Origin of the sequence: Streptomyces sp. Inha503 (genome assembly GCF_047215865.1) — a bacterium.
GTDB classification, from domain to species: domain Bacteria; phylum Actinomycetota; class Actinomycetes; order Streptomycetales; family Streptomycetaceae; genus Streptomyces; species Streptomyces lycopersici.
On the sequence record NZ_CP178360.1, the window covers coordinates 3,500,708 to 3,517,679 of the forward strand.

Here is a 16,972-nt window from a genome sequence, read left to right on the forward strand (position 1 = left end):
GCCGATCGGGCGCGGCGGTCATCTGCCGCTTCCCCGCAGCAGATAGTTCGGCCCGGTGACGTAGTGCTTGTTGATGTCCGCGGCGCCCGAGCGCTCCTTGGTGAACAAGGTGCCGGCGGTGACCATCGCCTTGACCGGCAGCCGGTCCGCGTCCAGCACCCGTCTGCGCAGCAGCGCGGCGGCCGCGCCGGGCCGGGTGACGGCGAGCCGGTCGACGGCGTCGGTGAGCCGGTCGCGCAGCCGCCGCAACAAGGTGTCGAGCGGGGCCCGGCCGAGGCGGGCGAGCTCGAAGAGGGGGGCGGCGGCGCAGAGGTGGACGGTGATGGTGGTGAATACATCGGCCACCGGCCCGTCGCCGGACGTCAGGATCCTGCGGTCGTCGAAGCCGCACAGATCGGCGGCCGGTCCTCCGCCGATCATGGCGGCGAGGCGTATCGCGTGGACGCGGGGGCCGTCGTGGTCCTTGATGAGCAGCCGTAGCCGGGGCACCGCACCGCCGTTCTCGCTGCCGTCCTCGAAGACCAGCGACGTGTTCTGCTGATGGGACTCCAGCGCGATGCCGTACGCGAAGAGGGTGGTGTGGAAGTCGAACAGCAGCGTGAGGTAGTCGTCCAGCAGGGCGAGGACGTCCCCGCCGTAGTGGCGTTCGGCGAGCCCGTCGATGACGAGCGTGCCGTCCGGGGCGGGGGCGAGCAGCCCGGCGAGCGGCACGATGGTGGCGTTCTCCAGACCGGGCGGGTAGCGGCGGACGAGCGTGGCGAGCAGTTCGTGTCCGGCGTGGAGGTGGGTGGTCTCGTCGGCGAGCAGCACGGTGGCGCCGAACCTGGGCTCGCGCTCGATCACGGCCGCCACGAGCCGCTGCCCCACTTCGCCGTCGATCAGCGTGCCGGGTTTGACGGACCGCCGGTTGCGCTGCCCCAGGGTGGAGGTGGTGAGGGGCAGTTTGAGGTGGACGAGGGGGTCGTCGGCCAGGTCGTCGGCGACGGCCACGGTCCGCATGGAGAGGGTGGGCCGCACGTCCAGCAGGGGGCGCTCGGCGAGCCGGGCGGCGTCGTGGAGCCCGGCCGCGCGGAGGGCGTTCTCCAGCGGGGGTCCAAGGGTGAGCGGATGTACGGGGAGGGCGAGGTGGCCGTCGCTCGGCCCTGGCCCGAGGTCCCCGGGCGCGGGCCACCAGCCGGGCAGCCGCGCCGGATCCCCGCACACCGCCTCGCGCGGGAGAACGAGCCAGCGCAGCGGAAAGGTGGGGTGGAACTCGGGTGCGTGGGCCCGTAATTGCTCCTCGCTGAAAACGGACCGCCCCCGGCTGGTCGGATAGACCGGATGGTCGCGGAAGGCGGCGAGCGTGTCATACGCGAGGGCTCCGGCCATCCCGCCCCACCGCTGCCCGTACCGCGCGCCCAACTCGGCGACGACGCGGGGCCGCACGCGGGTGTGCAGCCGCATGGCGTCGAGCGCCTGACGGCATTCGTCCACGAAGACGTCGTAGAGCGCCCGGTCCTCGTCGGGCACGGCCCGCCGCAGCCGCCCGAGGACGGCGTCGAGCCCGGTCAGCACGGTGGGCGCGGAACGACGACCGGGCGCGGACGGCGGCGCGGCCACGCCGGCACGGCCCCCGTCCCGGCCACGGTCCCGGTCGCGGTCCGGGCCGACGACGCCCGATGCCGCCCCTGCGACGTACGGGCGGCCGGGCACGGACGACGTCGCGTGAGCGCCCGAGCCCGGGTGGCGCTCAGCAGAACCGGGGCCGGGCGGGCCGGGCTCGGCGCCACCCAGCGGGGCCAGGGCCTGCTCGGCGGCGGCCGGTTCCCACTCGCCGTGCGCGGACGCACAGAGCAGCCGGGCCGGGCGGCGGGTGCGGATGTCGCATTGGAAGCCTTCGGGTTCCACCGGCAGCAGCACGCTTTCGCCCCCCTCGGACCCCTCGACCCCCGGGAGCGCGATGCGCAGCCAGTCGCCGTCGGCGCGCCGCACCGGGACGGCGTGGCTGCGCAGCTTGTAGGCGTCCTCTCGGAGGAGCGTGTCGAGCACCCGTCCGAGAAGCTCCTCTTCCTCTGTCACACGATCTCCCATCGGTGGGCCGCGAGGAACCGCGCCACCGCCGCGTCGATCCGCCCCTGGTCGGTGCCGGTGGCCCGGAGCACGCCGAGGAAGTCGCGGTTGGTGCGGTGGAGCGGGTGCTCCTCGCCGACCCCGCGCAGCGGCCGGTAGTCCAGCCGTACGCCGTCGCGCTCGGTCACACTGGCCGGAGGGGCGGAGGCGAGCCGCCCGGCGCGGTCGGCCATGACGTACTCCATGCGAACCTTGCCGTCGGTGCGCGCGCCGAGGTCGTCCGGCAGCGGCTCGCCCATGTGCGTACGGAGGATGTACTCGAAAAGGGGGATGCCGAGGAGTTCGGCGAGGACGAGGTCGCACTGGTCGCCTATGGCACGGTAGTTGACCTCGATGAGGCGGGCCCGGTCCCCCTGGACGACGTACTCGGTGTGGCACACGCCGAAGCCGACGCCCAGCGCACGCAGTTGCGCCAGCACCTGATCGGTGTGCGGTTGCGGCGGCGGGGCGGGCAGCAGGTGCAGCCGTTCCTCGATGAAGTGCGGGGGCGGCGAGAGCTCGGTGCGGAAGGCGCCGAGGACGTGGAGGGTGCGGCCGTCGCCGAGGGTTTCGAGGGTGCGCAGCTCGCCGTCGAGGAACTCCTCGACGACCAGGGCCGCGCCCGGTCGCCGTTCCCGTATCTCGGCGCAGCGCCGGACGAGTTCGTCCGCGTCGGCGACGAGGACGACGTCCTCGCTGGCCACGCCCTCGCGCGGTTTGAGCACACAGGGGTAGGGCGCGTCGAGCCCGGCGAGGGTGGCGGGGTCCTGTCCGGTGGCGAGTTCGGCGGACCAGACGGGGTCGGCGACGTCCGGGCCCGCGGCGGCGAGGGCGCGGCGCAGCTCGGCCTTGTTCTTGGTGCGCAGCGCGGCGCGCCAGTCCTTGCCCGGGAGGCCGAAGTACTGGGCGGCGAGGGCGGCCTGGGCCTGGAGGTGGTCGCTGTTGGTGAAGACGGCGCGGGGGCGGGGGCCGTCGGCGGCGATACGGCTGATGACCTCGGCGAAGTCCCGTACGTCACAGGGGGCGATGTCGAGGGCGGGGAAGTCGAGGGCGGGGAAGTCGAGGGCGGGGAAGGGGTGCGGGGCCGCGCCGTCTTCTTCCCGTCTGCCATAGGCGCGCTCATGGGCCTCGGGCTGGTCGGTGAGGAGGGTGACCGCCAGGCCGAGCCGGGCCGCCGCGGGGAGGAAGCCCTCGGTGACGGAGTCGGTGGGGTTGAGGGCAAGGAGGTGGAGCCGAGGCGGCCGCGGGGCGGCCGAGAGGCCGCTGCGGGCAGGGGAGGAGAACGGCCGTGACGCCGCATCGAGATCATTCTCGTTCACGGCCCGAGATTAGGTTAGGCATGCCTAAGACCGCTAATTCGACGTTCCGGTCCGCCCGTTTGGCCCCAATTGGCCGTCAAGATCGTCAACGCTCGGCGTCAACGGGGTAGTCCGATACGGCGATGGCGGACCCGGCGCGCGGCGAGCCGCTCGTCCGGGTCCTGGGCGCGGAGGGCGGCGAGTTCGGCGCCGAGGAGTTGGCCGAGGCGGCTGAGGAAGACATCGGGCGCCCCGAAGCCCTCCGAGTCCCCCGCCACGTCCTTCTCCACGTCCTTCTCCACATCCTCCTCCGCATCCTCCTCCACGATGCGATCGACGATGCCCTGGGCGAGGAGGTCGGCGGAACGTACGCCCTGACGTGCGGCGACCTCGTACGCCCGCTCCGTGGTGCGGTGGAGGATCGCGGACGCGCCCTCGGGCGGCAGCGGCGACAGCCAGGCGTGGCGCGCCGCCACGACCCGGTCGGCGGGCAGCAGCGCGAGCGCGGCGCCACCGGCTCCCTGGCCGAGCAGCAGACAGAGGGTGGGCGCGGGCAGGGTCACCATGTCGGCGAGGCACCGCGCTATCTCCGCCGCGAGCCCGCCCTCCTCGGCCTCGCGGCTGAGCGCGGCGCCCGCGGTGTCGATGACGGTGAGCAGCGGCAGCCCGAGCTCGGCGGCGATCCGCATCCCGCGCCGCGCGGTCCGCAACCCGGCAGGCCCCAGCGCCTGCCCCTCCCCCGGTCCCTCGGCGGTCTCGCCCTTACGGGCACTGCGCCGGTTGTGCCCGAGGACGACGCAGGGAGTCCCCCCGACCCGGGCGAGCGCGAGCAACAACCCGGGGTCGTGCTCCCCGGCCCCCGTACCACTGAGCGGACTCACATCCTCGGCGGCCACCCGCAACAAATCCCGCACCCCGGGCCGCTCCACCCGCCGCGAAGCCCGTATCGACACTTCCGCGGTCGGCACGACCGCCCCCGCGTCCGTGTCGTCGAGTGCCCCGGGTGCGGATGCCACGGAACCGCCCGGCGCCCCCGGCGCCCCGCTCCCTGGTCGACCAGGGACGGCCGCCGTGGCGGACCCGGGCGCGGCGTTCTCGCGCCGCCCGGGGTCTTCCGCCGCGGTCCCGGCGTCGGCGGTGGGGGCCGGGGCCCCGCTCTCCACACCCTCGGGCGCCTCGCCGGCCCCGGCGGAGGCCGCGAGCGCGGCCTGATCGTGGGCGGCCGACACACCCCCGGCGGGTCCGGCCGCCTCCGCCGTGGCGGCGCCCCTCGCGCCGCAACGCCCACTGCCGCCCCCGGCGGGCGACACCCCGCCACCGGGCACGTCACCCGGCGCGCCGCGGTCCGCCGCGGCGGCCCCGGCCGCGCCCCAAGCGCCCGCCGATGCGGGCGGGACGGCCGCCGGGGCGGCGGCGGGTGCGGGGGCGCCCGCGCAAAGCACCCTCAGTACTCGGGCCGCCACGCCCGACAGGCGACTGTGCGGGAGGACCGCGTCGATCAGGCCGTGGTTCATCAGGTTCTCGGCGTTCTGGACGCCGGGCGGGAACTCCTCGCCGTACAGCGCCTCGTGCACCCGTGGGCCCATGAAGCCGATGAGGGCGCCCGGCTCGGCGGCCGTGACGTGGCCCAGGGAGCCCCAGGAGGCGAGGACGCCGCCGGTGGTGGGGTGACGGAGGTGGACGAGGTACGGCAGGCCCGCCGCCTTGTGGTCCGTGATCGCCGCGGCCACCTTCACCATCTGGAGGAACGCGACCGTGCCCTCCTGCATCCGGGTGCCGCCCGACGCCGGTGCCGCCAGCAGCGGCAGCCGCTCCGCCGTGGCCCGCTCCACGGCCCGTACCAGCCGCTCCCCCGCTGCCACGCCTATCGAACCGGCCAGGAAACGGAACTCACAGGCGATCAGCGCCACCCTCCGCCCCTCGATGCGGCCCTCACCGGTGATGACCGACTCGTCCAGCCCGGTGCGCTCGCGTGCCCGCTCCAGGTCGGCCCGGTACTCGAGGTCGTCCGTCGTGATCTCCACCGGTTCGTCCCAGCCGTGCCAGCTGCCGGGGTCGACGATGGCCTCGATCAGCTCACGGGCCGACGGGCGGGAGGCGCGGGAGCCCGTGTCGCGGGAGGCGCGGGAGCCCGTGGCGCGGGAGCCGCCCTCGGGGCGGGAGCCCGTGTCGCGGGAGGCGCCCGTGGCGCTGGGCGAGTTCGTACCGGTCATATGTGTCACCCTTCCACGCCACCGACCCCTCGCAACCATCGGCGATCACCTCGGGTGGATCACCTCGGGTACCCCCGCGCCCCGCCCAGTCTCAGCTGGGCCTGAGCTGCTCCTTAACGGCGCCATAAGACCGGCGGGGAGGCCCGTGGGCGGGGCTAGCGTGCTGCGCGTCACCCCCCACCGAAGGAGTCCCCGACGATGACCGTTCGTGCGACCGTTCGCCGCAGAACCGCCCGCATCGCCGTACTCGGCATGGTGCCGCTCGCCCTCACCGCGCTGAGCGCCGACCCGGCCTCCGCGCACGGCTCGATGACGGACCCGGTCAGCCGGGTGTCGGCGTGTTTCGCGGAGGGGCCGGAGAGCCCGGACTCGGCGGCCTGCAAGGCTGCCGTCCAGGCGGGCGGCACCCAGGCGCTCTACGACTGGAACGAGGTCAACATCCCGGACGCCGCCGGGCGCCACAAGGAGATCATCCCGGACGGAAAGCTGTGCAGCGCGGGCCGCGACAAGTACAAGGGCCTGGACCTGCCGCGCGCCGACTGGCCCGCCACCGCCATGACGGCCGGTGAGCACACCTTCACCTACCGGGCCACCGCGCCCCACCGCGGCAGCTTCGAGCTCTACATCACCAAGGACGGCTACGACCCGACGAAGCCCCTGACCTGGGCCGACCTGGAGGCGAAGCCGTTCGCCAAGGTCACCGACCCCACGCTGCGGGACGGGAGTTACGTCTTCTCGGGGAAGGTGCCGGCCAAGTCGGGCCGCCATCTGATCTACAGCGTCTGGCAGCGCTCGGACAGCCCGGAGGCGTTCTACACCTGCTCGGACGTGACCTTCGGCGGAGGGGCCGCCGCGGCCGAGGGAGCCGGGACGAAAGCGGATTCCGCACCCACGCCCGCCGCGCCCAACGACGCCCAGATAGCGAAGGGCGCCGAGAAGTCCACGGTCGATCACCACGGCCACGGCGGTGACAGCGGCGCCGAGGCCAACCACCAGCCGAAGGCGGCGGAGGCGGCGGACGAGAAGGCCATGGAGGCCAAGAACGCCGAGGTCATGGCCGCGAGCACCGGACCGGAGGGCGCGCAGGGCTCGCAGGCCGGAAGCGCCGCCGACGGGCAGCGCCTAGCCGAGACCGGGGACGACGGGTCCACGGGCCCCATGGCCATCGGCGGCGCAGCGGTCCTCGCCACCGGCGCGGCCGTCCTGTTCGCCGTCGCCAACCGCCGCAAGACCGTACGGCGAGGCCGTGACTGAGGTCCCGCGTCACCACTGAGGCCGTACGTCACGGCTGAGGCCGAAGCCTTACGGCGACGCCGTTGACGCCGTGTCCGTGGCTGTAGCGGTGGCCGTGGCCGATCGGACGGAGTCGGTTCCGGGGCGGATGACGGCACCCCCGGGACCGGCTCTCTTCGCGCTCTTCCCCGTCGCCTTCCCCGTCGTCACTCCAGCTCAGTGATCACATCGCCCGCCACATGTTGGTAGATGATCGAGCTGCGGAAGTCCACGACCTCCTTGCGCCCCGACACCCGGTCCATCAAGAACGCGTGCAGCCGGTCCACATCGCGTACCGCGACATGCACCAAGAAGTCGTCGCCGCCCGCGACCACATACACCGACAGCACCTCGGGGAGTGTGACCAGATAGGCCTTGAACCCCTCGATCACCTCCCGGCTGAGCGGCCGGATTCGGACCGCGAGCAGTGCTTGCACCGGCCGCCCCAGCGAACGCAGATCGACCGTCGCGCGATAGCCAGTGATCACTCCGCGGTTGCGCAGCCCCCGCACCCGCTCCAGGCAGGTGGAGGCGGCGATGCCGAGCGTCCGGGCGAGTTCGCGGTTGGTCTGCCGTGCGTCGCGCTGTAGTTCGCGGACGATCGCCGTATCAAGTTCGTCCATGACGCCCACTTCCCGGCCCCGCCGAATTTCCTTCGGCAGGGCCGTTTTCCCCATGTTCATCCAGCTAGCTTTCTCCGGCATGACCGTACAACGCACTCCTACCACCGCTCCACACACCTCCCCCTCACCCTCCGTCCCCTCCCCTCGCCGTCTGGGGATCGGCGGCGGTACGGCGCTGTATGTGGGCGCCGTCCTCGGGCCCGGGGTGCTCGCCCTGCCCGCGCTCGCCGCCGCGGCCGCCGGACCCGCCTCGATCCTGGCCTGGGCCGTGCTGCTGGCGACGAGCGTGCCGGTGGCCGCGTGTTTCGCCGCGCTCGGCGCCCGGTTCCCGGACGGCGGCGGGGTGGCCACCTATGTCCACCGTGCGTTCGGGCCGCGCGCGGCGGCCACGGTCGGCTGGTGGTTCTACGGCTCCGTACCGGTCGGCGTGGTCGCGGGCGCCTGGATCGGCGGGCAGTACACGGCCGCCGCCGCGGGCTGGGACCGTACGGGCGCGGCGGCCGTCGCCGCGCTCGTCCTGGCGGCCGCCTTCGCCACCAACTCCCGTGGGCTGCACCTGTCCAGCCGGGTGCAGTTGCTGCTGGCCGGGCTGCTCGCGGCCCTGCTGCTGGCCGCCGTGATCGCGGCGGCGCCGCATCTGCGCACCGCGCACTTCACCCCCTTCCTGCCGGGCGGCTGGCACTCGGTCGGCTCGGCGGCGGGGGTGCTCTTCTTCGGCTTCGTGGGGTGGGAGGCGGCCAGCCATCTGTCCGCCGAGTTCGCCGATCCCCGGCGCGATCTGCCACGGGTCACCACCTTCACGCTCACCGTCGTCGGGGTGCTGTATCTGGGGCTCGCGGTGGCGACGATCGGCGCGCTGGGCCCCGGCGCCGCGACCACTGACACCCCGCTGACGGCGCTGCTGACGCTGAGCGTGGGGGACGCGGCCCGGCCGGTGGCCGCCGCCGCGGCACTCTTCCTGTCCTTCGGCGCCGTCAACACCTATCTCGCGGGCGCCGCCCGCCTCGGCGCCGCCCTCGCCCGCGACGGGGCCGCGCCCCGGGCGCTGGCCCGGGGCGGCGCGCCCGGCGAGGTGCCCCGGCGCAGTCTCGCGGTGCTGGCCGTGGGGTGTGCCGTGGTCGGGGCGGTGACCGCGACCGGCACGGCCGGGCTGGACCGGCTGATGCGGGCCACCTCGACCTGTCTCGCGGCGGTCACCCTGGCCGGGCTGCTGGCGGCGCTGACGCTGCTGCCGCGCCGTACACCGCTGTGGTGGGCGGCGGTCGGCAGCGTGGCCGCGACCTCGACCGTGCTCGCCCTCTCCGGCCCGCTGCTGCTGATTCCGCCGGCGCTGGCGGTCGTGGCCTTGTGCTTCCAGGCGTGCCGAACACTCCGGAGCCGCCGACCGCTCCCGATGTTCCAGACCTTCCGCACCCGCAACGGCACCGACAAGGCCACTACGACCGCCACGACCGCCACGAGCGAGGAGAACTCCGGATGACCACCTCCGCCGAAGTCCATTACGAGCGGCTGCTGGCCGCCCACTACACCTGGATGACTGGGGGCGATCTCCGCGCGGCGGCCGAGGAACAGACCGCGCTGCTGCGTGAGCTGGGCGTGTCCCCGGGCCCCGGCCCCGCCCGGGCCCGCGCCGTGGACCTGGGTTGCGGACCGGGCGCCCAGACGCTCGCCCTCGCCGCGCTGGGCTTCTTCCACATCACCGCCGTGGACACCAACCAGACCCTGCTCGACGAACTGGCCCTGGCCGCAGCCGGAACGTGCGGCACGGACGCCCCGGACGCCCTGGACTCCGCCGCCCCCGCGATCCGTCCCGTACGGGCCGATCTGCGCGGTGCGCTGCCGCGGTTCACCTCACCGGGCGGGGTGTCGGCGATCGTCTGCATGGGCGACACGCTGACCCATCTGCCCGCCAAGGAGGACGTGCCCGCACTGCTCGCCGACGCGGCCCGAGCCCTCGCCCCGGGCGGCCGGCTGGTCGTCACCTACCGCGATCTGACCCGGCCGCTCGAAGGGACGGCCCGCTTCCTGCCGGTCAGAAGTGATGCGGAGCGCATACTGACCTGCTTCCTGGAGTATCGCGACGCGGACACCGTCGAGGTGCACGACCTGCTCCACGTCCGTACGCCCGAGGGCTGGACGCTGCACACCAGTTCGTACCCCAAACTGCGCATCGGCACGGACTGGCTCGCCGACCGCTGCCGGGACACGGGGCTCGAGGTGGTCCATGCCGCCCCGGGGCCGCGCGGCCTGCACGTCTTGGTGGCCGTGGCACCCGCCTAGGGTCTGCCTGCTCCGGGTCCACCTACGGCGTCTCCTCGGCCAGCGCCGCGTCCAGGGCCGCCGTCAGCCGCCGGACCCGCGCCTGGAGCTCCACCGCCTCCTTCAGGTCGAGGCCGCTGGCCTCCATCGCCGCCAGGGGTACGCCCTGGGCGCGCTCCTTCAGCGCCACCCCCTCCGCCGTGAGCCGGACCGTCACCGAGCGCTCGTCGTGCGCGCTGCGCTCGCGCTGGACGAGTCCGGCCGACTGCATCCGCTTGAGCAGCGGCGAGAGGGTGCCGGAGTCCAGCCGCAGATGCTCCCCCAGCCGCTTGACCGGCATCTCCCCGTGCTCCCAGAGCACCAGCATGGCCAGGTACTGCGGATAGGTCAGCCCCGTGTCGCGCAGCACCCGGCGGTAGAGGCCGTCGAAGGCGCGGGAGGCGGCGTGCAGGCTGAAGCAGAGCTGCCGGTCGAGCCGGAGCAGTTCGTCGGAGGGCCGCGGCTCGGGGGTGGTGGGGCGGTCGGTGCCGCGATCGGCAGTGCTGTCGGTGGTGCGGTCGGGCTGGTGTGACATGCCCCCAGCGTACCCTTTAGTTGTGCGCAACTTAATTGTGTGCTCTACTTCTGCTCAAGAGGCGGGGCACCCCGAGCCCCCACCTCCATCCGACTGCCGGAACACGAAAGGGATGGTCTTCATGGACGCTCTCTACACCGCGGTGGCCACGGCCAACGGACGCGACGGCCGGGCCGTGAGCTCCGACGGACAGCTCGACCTGCCGCTGGCCATGCCGCCCGCCCTCGGCGGCAACGGCAAGGGCACCAACCCCGAGCAGCTGTTCGCCGCGGGCTACGCCGCCTGCTTCGCCTCCGCGCTCGGCCTCGTCGGCCGCCAGGCCAAGGTCGACACCAAGGACATCTCCGTCACCGCCGAGGTCGGCATCGGCAAGGACGCGGCGGACGACGGCTTCGGGCTCAAGGTGACGCTGCGCGTCGAGCTGCCGGGCGAGCTGGAGAACGAGACCGGCCGCAAGCTGGTCGAGCAGGCGCACCAGGTGTGCCCGTACTCCAAGGCGACGCGGGGCAACATCGAGGTCGAGCTCATCGCCGAGTAAGAGGTCGAGCTCATCACCGAGTAGGTCGAGCTCGTCACCGAGTGATCGGACGGCGGCCGGCCCGACGGACGACGCGCCCTGCTCGTACGGACCGAGGCAGGGCGCGCCATGACGTGCGCTTCATCCACGTGCCGTCAAGCGTCAGTCGTCCGACGCACACGTCGTCGGCGTGGCGTGTTCCGGATCGAGGGCGTTGACGGCCTCATGGAAGGCCAGACCGTCGGTCAGCCCGATGGTCACATGCTCGGAGATGTCGGTCGGGCACAGATCCTGGATCACCACGTTCTTGACGTTCGGACCGGAGAGGAACTGTGCCCGGTAGGGCGTGGCGACCTCGTCGTACTTGGTCGAGATGACGGTGTAGCGCACTCCGGGGACGGTGTCGCCGCCCTCGTTGAGGCGCCGCAGGAAGTCCGAGCCGACCACCTGGTCCATCAGCCCCGGGGCGCCCTTGGCGATGATGTCGCCGGCCCCGGGGAAGTAGTCCAGCAGCTTCGTCAGCCCGGACAGGGTGGTTCCGTGGTTGGTGGGGGCGATGCCGACCAGTGCGTTCACCTTCGGCGCGCCGCCGAGGAACTTGAGGTAGTAGCGGGGCATCATCCCGCCCTGCGAATGCCCGACCATGTCGACCTTGGCGGCGCCGGTCGCGGCGAGCACCCGGTCCACGTAGGCGGACAGCTGCTTGGCCGACTGGTCGATCGGCCCCAGGCCGTTGAACAGCGGGACGAGGGGCAGTTGGCCGTAGTCGAGGGAGAAGACGCAGTAACCGCGCTGGACCAGGTAGGGGGCGAAGCCCAGCCAGTTGTCGACGGAGTTGCCGAAGGTGCCGTGCACCAGGACGACGGGGCGGGGGTGTTGGGCCGATGGCTTGCAGGAGTAGTCGTTCCAGCCGCCGCTCGCCGCCTTCGACGCGGTGTCCGTGGCGAGCGCGGCGGTGGGGGTCGCCGCGGTCGCCGCGACCGCGAGGGCCAGGGCGGGTAGTAAGGTGCGGGTCTTGGTCTTCCGGAATCGCCGGATACGCCTCCAGGGCAGCATCACATGAACTCCTCGCTGGTGGGGGAGAGAGTCGCGCTGACGGTGCGCTTGCGCTGCGCCCTGCGATCCGGATCACAAGAGTGGTGCGCTCACTCGAAATTACGCGCGAGTAGCAAAGCCATCCAGCCATTCGTCAGTGAAGGAACGTCCACGCGATTTTCACGTGACGTCCAGGAATGCGCCGGGTTAAGCGAAGTGGGGAAATCCAGTGGGACTGGTGGGACCTGCGGCTTACGCGACGCCGAGGAACGTACGCGACGAGGAACTTACGCGACGTCGAGGAACCCGGCGGGCCGGACCGCGGAGACGCCGAAGCGGGCGCGGGCCCGGTCGGCGGCGGCCTCCAGCCTGCGTGACTTCTCGTCCGCGGGGTCGAACGTCAGCTGGTGGGAGGCGAGTCCGGCGTCCGTCAGCCCCTCGACGCGCAGCGCCACGGACCGCACCCGGGCCCGCTGGAGCCCGAGCGCGTCATGCAGCGCGTACGCGGCGGCGGTCAGCGCCGGGGTGTGGGCGGTCGGCTCGGTCAGGGTGCGGGTGCGGGTGGTCGTGGAGCGGTCGGCGTAGCGGACGGTGAGGCTGATCGCGGCCGCCACCTGCCCGCTCGTCCGCAGCCGGACACCGAGCCCGTCGGCGAGGGTGAGCAGCGCGCGGCGACGGCGGACGGGGTCCAACTCGTCGCGGCGGAAACGGTGTTCGGCGCCCATCGCACGGGCGGGGGCGTTCGGGGTGACCGGCGCCGGGTCGATACCGCGCGCCCAGGCGTGGACGCGGCGCGCGGTCGCCGCGCCGAGGATCCGCTGGAGGGTGGACAGCGGCGCGGCGGCGATCCGCGCCGCGCTGTCCAGACCGTACGCGCTCAGGGTGCGCGCGGTCGCGGGCCCCACCCCGGGCAGGGCGATGGGCGGCTTACGGGCCAGGAACGCGGCGACGGCGTCCGGATCGCCGGGTACGGTACGGACCGCCCCGGACTCCTGAGCGCCCTGAGCCCCCTGAGCACCCCGGGCCTCCTGGGCCTCGTGGGCGGCCATGCGCGCGAGCAGGGGGTTGGCGGCGACGCCGACGGTGCAGTCCACGCCGTACCGGGCCAGCGCCCGGACCCGTACGATCTCGGCCAGCCCCGCCGCGTCCCGCCCGAAGTACCGCAGCGCGCCCCGCACATCCGCGAGCGCGGCATCGGGCGGCAGCGCCTCGACGACGGGCGTCAGCTCGCCGAGCAGGGTGAGCAGCCCCTGGTAGACGTCCTCCCCGGGCGCGGGGTGGAACCGCACGTACAGCACATGCGGCACCTCGACCGCCCGCTCGGGGCCCACGGCCCGGCCGCCGCCCGGCAGGGCCATGTCCATCAGACGGGTCGGGAAGGGGGGCCGGCCGGTGGTCATCCCGCGCTCCCCGGGCTGGAGTGCCACAGTTTGCGGCCGGTGGCGGCCTGGTCGCCCGCGGGCCGGAGGTCGGCCCAGGGGTGCATGGCGTAGCCGGTGGGCATCTCGATGCGGCGGCCGGAGTCCGCTTCGCCCGTCTCCGGGCCCGCCCCCGCCAGTTCGGCGGCGACCGCCCCGAGGCCGCCCTCCTTCCTGAGCTGGGCCAGCTCGGCGAGGTTCCACACGGCCGAGCCGACGACGCTGAGGCTGCGCGGACCGCGCCGCTGGACCACGCCGCGGACGAGCAGCAGCCAGGAGTGGAAGACGGTGTGCGCGCACGCCGCGTGGCTGTCGTCGAAGAAGGCGCAGTCGACCAGCCCCGTACCGTCGTCGAGCGTGGTGAAGATGACCCGGCGCCCGGAGCGGATCGGCGGGGTCTGGGTGGCGGCCTTGGCGCCGGCGACGAGCACGACCTCGCCGTGCGGCGCGTCGCGCAGCCGCTTCGCGGGGATCGCGCCCAGCTCCTCCAGGAAGTCCCGGTGGTCGCCCATCAGATGGCGGGAGACGTCCATGCCGAGGATGCCGAGTTCGGCGCCGAGGCGTTCGTCCGCGTCGAGGTCGGGGAGTCCGGCGGGGGCGGCGGGGCCGGTTTCGGCCAACGGAAGCTGGCCCTCCGCGTTGTGCCGGGCGGCGGCGCCCCGCTGCTGCCGGTGCAGTTCGGCGATCTGGAGCAGCAGATCGCGGCGGCTCGCGCCGAACGCGTCCAACGCGCCGACCTGGGCCAGCCGTTCGGCGACCGGCCGCCCGGGGTGGGCGCGCAGCCACAGGTCCTGGAGCGAGGAGTACGGCTGTCCGGCCGCGATCCGCTCGGTCTCGGCCTCGCTGATGCCGTGGACGTCGCTCAGCGCCAGCCGGATACCGACGTCCGCTTTATGACGGCTGTCGCTCTTACTACCACTGTCATGTTTGCTACTGCTATCGCATTTGCTACCGCTGTCATGAGAAGCGCCAGACGTCAGTTCGATTCGATAGGCGACCCCCGACCGGTTCACATCCAGTGGCAGGATCGGCACCCCGCGCCGCCGCGCGTCCGCCAGCAGCAGCCGCTTCGGGTACATCCCGGGGTCATGGGTGAGCAGCCCGGCGTAGAAGGCGGCCGGATGGTGGGCCTTGAGCCAGGCGGACTGATACGTCGGAACCGCGAAGGCCACGGCATGCGCCTTGCAGAAGCCGTACGAGCCGAACGCCTCGACGATCTCCCAGGTGCGCGTCAGCACCTCCGGCGCGTAACCCCGCTTCTCCGCCTCCGCGTGGAACCAGGCCCGCACCCGCCCCTGCCGCTCGGGGTCGGACAGCGCGCGCCGCGCCTCGTCGGCGAGGTCCCGCTCACATCCGGTCATGATCGACACGATCTTGATGATCTGTTCATGGAAGACCACGACCCCGTATGTCTCGCGCAGCGCGTCCTCCAGATCCGGGTGCGGATAACGCGGGGGCTTGCGGCCGTGCCGGGCGTCGATGAAGGGCCGGACCATGTCGGCGGCGACCGGGCCGGGCCGGAAAAGCGATATGTCGACCACGAGATCGTGGAAGGAGGTGGGCTGGAGCCGGCCGAGGAGATCGCGCTGACCGGGCGATTCGATCTGGAAACAGCCAAGGGTCTCGGTGGACCGGATCAGGTCGTAGGTGGCCGAATCGCCGGGCCGCACCTGTTCGGGGTCGTCGATGTCCACGACACGCCCGGTGGCCCGCTGGATCTCGGCGACCGCGTGCGCCATCGCGGACTGCATCCGCACCCCGAGGACATCCAGCTTGAGCAGTCCGAGCTCCTCCACGTCGTCCTTGTCGAACTGCGACATGGGGAAGCCCTCGCCGCTGGTCGGCACGATGGGCGTACGGGCCAGCAGCCCGGCGTCCGAGAGCAGCACCCCGCAGGGGTGCATGGCGATGCCACGGGGCAGCCCGTCAAGCGCCTCGACCAGCTCCCAGAATCTGCCAAAACGTTTCTGCTCGGCGGTCGCCTCTCGTAGCTCCCGCAGCTCGGGCAGTTCCGCGAGCGCCGCGCGGGCATCGCGGGCGCGGATGTGCGGGAAGGACTTGGCGAGCCGGTCCACCTCGGCCGGGTCCATGCCGAGCGCCGCGCCCACGTCCCGTACGGCGTGTCGCACCCGGTAGGTCTCGGGCATCGAGACGGTCGCGACCCGCTCCGCCCCGAACCGCTCGAAGATCGCGCGATAGACGTCGAGCCGGCGCGCCGACTCCACGTCGATGTCGATATCGGGCAGCGCGGCCCGCCGCACCGACAGGAAGCGCTCCATCAGCAGACCGTTGGCCACGGGGTCGGCATGGGCGATGCCCAGCAGATGGTTGACGAACGATCCGGCGCCGGAGCCCCGGGCGGCCACCCGGATGCCCAGCTCCCGGGTGTCGTCGACGACCCGCGCGACGGTGAGGAAGTACGAGGCGAAGCCGAGCCGTTCGATGGTGCGCAGCTCGTCCTCCAGCCGCTCCCAGCGCGCCTGGTCGCGGTCGTACCCCCGCAGCACCATGGCGGCGGCGCAGCGCGACCGCAGCACCCGCTCGGCGCTCCGCCGCCCGGCCCCGACCAGCCGGGGCTCGGGGAAGTGGACGCTGCCCAGGCCGATGTGGTCCTCGGGGTCGACCAGACACCCGGCGGCGGTGCGCCGGGTCTCCTCCAGCAGCCGGTGTGCGGCGTCCCGCCGCATCCCCGCCGCCTCCACGATCCGCTCGGCCGCCTTCGCCATGTCCCGGGGGCCCTTGAGCCAGCGCTCACCGCTGTCGAGCGCCCCGGGGGTGCGCGGGTCGATGGGGACGAGCCGGCGGGCCGCGTCCAGGACGTCGGCGACCGGCCCCTCCCCCGGGTCGGCGTAGCGCACGGCGTTGCTCAGCACGGCCGGGACGCCCTGCTCGGCGGCGAAGCCGACGGTACGGGCGGCGAGCCGCAGCGAGCCCGGTCCGGTGCCGGTGCGGCCGTGCCATACGGCCTCCAGCCGCAGCGCGTCACCGAAGAGTTCACGCCAGGGGGCGATCAGCCGGGCGGCCCGGTCGGGGCGTCCGGCGGCCAGCGCCCGGCCGACGTCGGAGTCCGGGCCGAGCAGCGCGGTCAGCGGGGCGAGCGCGCCGGGGTCGCCCACCAGATCGCGCCAGTGCAGCAGGGGCGGTCCTTCGCCGTTCGTCCGGGCGGTTCCGGGGTGGCCGAGCCCCGCGTGGGCGGCGGAGACCAGCCCGCACAGCGCGGCCCAGCCGGGCGCGCCGTCCCGGGCGAGGAAGACCACCCGGGGCGCGGACTCGTCGATGAACGCCCCGCCGCGCACCGGCGTACGGCGCCGGGCCGTGCGCCCCGGCTCCGGGGCCTCCATCCGTACGGCGAGGTCCACCCCGAACAGCGGCCGCACCCCCGCGCGCTCACACGCACGGGCGAACCGCACCGCTCCGGCGAGGCTGTCGCGGTCGGTCAGCGCGATCGCGTCCATACCGCGCTCGGCGGCACGCTGCGCCAGCCGCTCCGGGTGCGCGGCCCCGTACCGCATGGAGAACCCGGACGCGGTGTGCAGATGCGTGAAGCCTGGCATCCGCACCTCCCGCTGCTCACACCCCCTGACCGACCCTGCATCTCCCACGCCCCACCATAACCCCATTCTCGAACACGCGTGCGAGTCGGCTTCGATGGCACTTCCCTCTCCACCATAAGCA

Annotated in this window: 12 protein-coding genes; 4 read left to right on the plus strand and 8 right to left on the minus strand. The window is 73.4% G+C overall.

Annotated features, from left to right (window positions below):
• Positions 1-18: 18 nt before the first annotated feature.
• The 3 genes from ACJX2R_RS14285 to ACJX2R_RS14295 form a co-directional block, all read right to left on the minus strand.
• On the minus strand, positions 19-2,058 hold the full coding sequence (locus ACJX2R_RS14285; RefSeq protein WP_413100427.1) for an IucA/IucC family protein: 2,040 nt from the start codon (positions 2,056-2,058) through the stop codon (positions 19-21).
• The gene (locus tag ACJX2R_RS14290) at positions 2,055-3,407 is read right to left on the minus strand and encodes an ATP-grasp domain-containing protein (RefSeq protein WP_413100428.1); all 1,353 of its coding nucleotides are present in this window, start codon (positions 3,405-3,407) and stop codon (positions 2,055-2,057) included. The genes ACJX2R_RS14285 and ACJX2R_RS14290 overlap by 4 nt, the downstream gene beginning before the upstream one ends.
• A gap of 98 nt (positions 3,408-3,505) precedes the next feature.
• A complete protein-coding gene (locus ACJX2R_RS14295; protein WP_413100429.1) occupies positions 3,506-5,599 on the minus strand; it encodes a carboxyl transferase domain-containing protein in 2,094 nt (697 codons plus the stop codon).
• 198 nt (positions 5,600-5,797) lie between these two features.
• Between ACJX2R_RS14295 and ACJX2R_RS14300 the strand changes: the two genes are divergently transcribed.
• Positions 5,798-6,853 (plus strand): lytic polysaccharide monooxygenase, encoded by a 1,056-nt coding sequence (locus ACJX2R_RS14300; protein ID WP_413100430.1) that lies wholly within the window; start codon positions 5,798-5,800, stop codon positions 6,851-6,853.
• Positions 6,854-7,038: 185 nt separating this feature from the next.
• Here the strand turns inward: ACJX2R_RS14300 and ACJX2R_RS14305 are convergent, their stop codons facing one another.
• Entirely contained in the window at positions 7,039-7,494 is a 456-nt protein-coding gene (locus ACJX2R_RS14305) for an Lrp/AsnC family transcriptional regulator (protein ID WP_182471018.1), read from the minus strand.
• Positions 7,495-7,573: 79 nt separating this feature from the next.
• Here ACJX2R_RS14305 and ACJX2R_RS14310 point away from each other — a divergent pair, with 79 nt between their 5' ends.
• Together ACJX2R_RS14310 and ACJX2R_RS14315 are read left to right on the plus strand one after the other, a co-directional pair.
• The gene (locus ACJX2R_RS14310; protein ID WP_413100431.1) at positions 7,574-8,974 is read left to right on the plus strand and encodes an APC family permease; all 1,401 of its coding nucleotides are present in this window, start codon (positions 7,574-7,576) and stop codon (positions 8,972-8,974) included.
• Positions 8,971-9,774: a methyltransferase domain-containing protein gene (locus ACJX2R_RS14315; RefSeq protein ID WP_413100432.1), complete on the plus strand. Its 804-nt coding sequence runs from the start codon at positions 8,971-8,973 to the stop codon at positions 9,772-9,774. The genes ACJX2R_RS14310 and ACJX2R_RS14315 overlap by 4 nt, the downstream gene beginning before the upstream one ends.
• A 22-nt stretch (positions 9,775-9,796) precedes the next feature.
• Here the strand turns inward: ACJX2R_RS14315 and ACJX2R_RS14320 are convergent, their stop codons facing one another.
• Positions 9,797-10,327 carry a MarR family winged helix-turn-helix transcriptional regulator gene (locus ACJX2R_RS14320; RefSeq protein ID WP_413100433.1) on the minus strand — a complete coding sequence of 177 codons (531 nt, stop codon included), beginning with the start codon at positions 10,325-10,327 and terminating at the stop codon, positions 9,797-9,799.
• A gap of 121 nt (positions 10,328-10,448) precedes the next feature.
• Here ACJX2R_RS14320 and ACJX2R_RS14325 point away from each other — a divergent pair, with 121 nt between their 5' ends.
• Complete coding sequence (locus ACJX2R_RS14325; RefSeq protein WP_078559105.1) at positions 10,449-10,865, plus strand: organic hydroperoxide resistance protein; 417 nt, start codon at positions 10,449-10,451, stop codon at positions 10,863-10,865.
• Positions 10,866-11,006: 141 nt separating this feature from the next.
• Here the strand turns inward: ACJX2R_RS14325 and ACJX2R_RS14330 are convergent, their stop codons facing one another.
• The 3 genes from ACJX2R_RS14330 to ACJX2R_RS14340 form a co-directional block, all read right to left on the minus strand.
• On the minus strand, positions 11,007-11,900 hold the full coding sequence (locus tag ACJX2R_RS14330; RefSeq protein WP_413100434.1) for an esterase/lipase family protein: 894 nt from the start codon (positions 11,898-11,900) through the stop codon (positions 11,007-11,009).
• Between the two features lie 266 nt (positions 11,901-12,166).
• Positions 12,167-13,279, minus strand: a complete 1,113-nt coding sequence (locus tag ACJX2R_RS14335) for a DNA polymerase Y family protein (RefSeq protein WP_413100435.1) — start codon at positions 13,277-13,279, stop codon at positions 12,167-12,169.
• The gene (locus ACJX2R_RS14340; RefSeq protein ID WP_413100436.1) at positions 13,276-16,851 is read right to left on the minus strand and encodes a DNA polymerase III subunit alpha; all 3,576 of its coding nucleotides are present in this window, start codon (positions 16,849-16,851) and stop codon (positions 13,276-13,278) included. The genes ACJX2R_RS14335 and ACJX2R_RS14340 overlap by 4 nt, the downstream gene beginning before the upstream one ends.
• Between the last annotated feature and the right edge of the window lie 121 nt (positions 16,852-16,972).

Excerpts from the sequence above, each read along its gene's own strand:
- ACJX2R_RS14295 (WP_413100429.1), bottom strand. The coding sequence starts at position 5,599 with ATGACCGGTACGAACTCGCCCAGCGCCACGGGCGCCTCCCGCGACACG.
- ACJX2R_RS14300 (WP_413100430.1), top strand. The coding sequence starts at position 5,798 with ATGACCGTTCGTGCGACCGTTCGCCGCAGAACCGCCCGCATCGCCGTA.
- ACJX2R_RS14305 (WP_182471018.1), bottom strand. The coding sequence starts at position 7,494 with ATGGACGAACTTGATACGGCGATCGTCCGCGAACTACAGCGCGACGCA.
- ACJX2R_RS14310 (WP_413100431.1), top strand. The coding sequence starts at position 7,574 with ATGACCGTACAACGCACTCCTACCACCGCTCCACACACCTCCCCCTCA.
- ACJX2R_RS14315 (WP_413100432.1), top strand. The coding sequence starts at position 8,971 with ATGACCACCTCCGCCGAAGTCCATTACGAGCGGCTGCTGGCCGCCCAC.
- ACJX2R_RS14320 (WP_413100433.1), bottom strand. The coding sequence starts at position 10,327 with ATGTCACACCAGCCCGACCGCACCACCGACAGCACTGCCGATCGCGGC.
- ACJX2R_RS14325 (WP_078559105.1), top strand. The coding sequence starts at position 10,449 with ATGGACGCTCTCTACACCGCGGTGGCCACGGCCAACGGACGCGACGGC.
- ACJX2R_RS14330 (WP_413100434.1), bottom strand. The coding sequence starts at position 11,900 with ATGCTGCCCTGGAGGCGTATCCGGCGATTCCGGAAGACCAAGACCCGC.
- ACJX2R_RS14335 (WP_413100435.1), bottom strand. The coding sequence starts at position 13,279 with ATGACCACCGGCCGGCCCCCCTTCCCGACCCGTCTGATGGACATGGCC.
- ACJX2R_RS14340 (WP_413100436.1), bottom strand. The coding sequence starts at position 16,851 with ATGCCAGGCTTCACGCATCTGCACACCGCGTCCGGGTTCTCCATGCGG.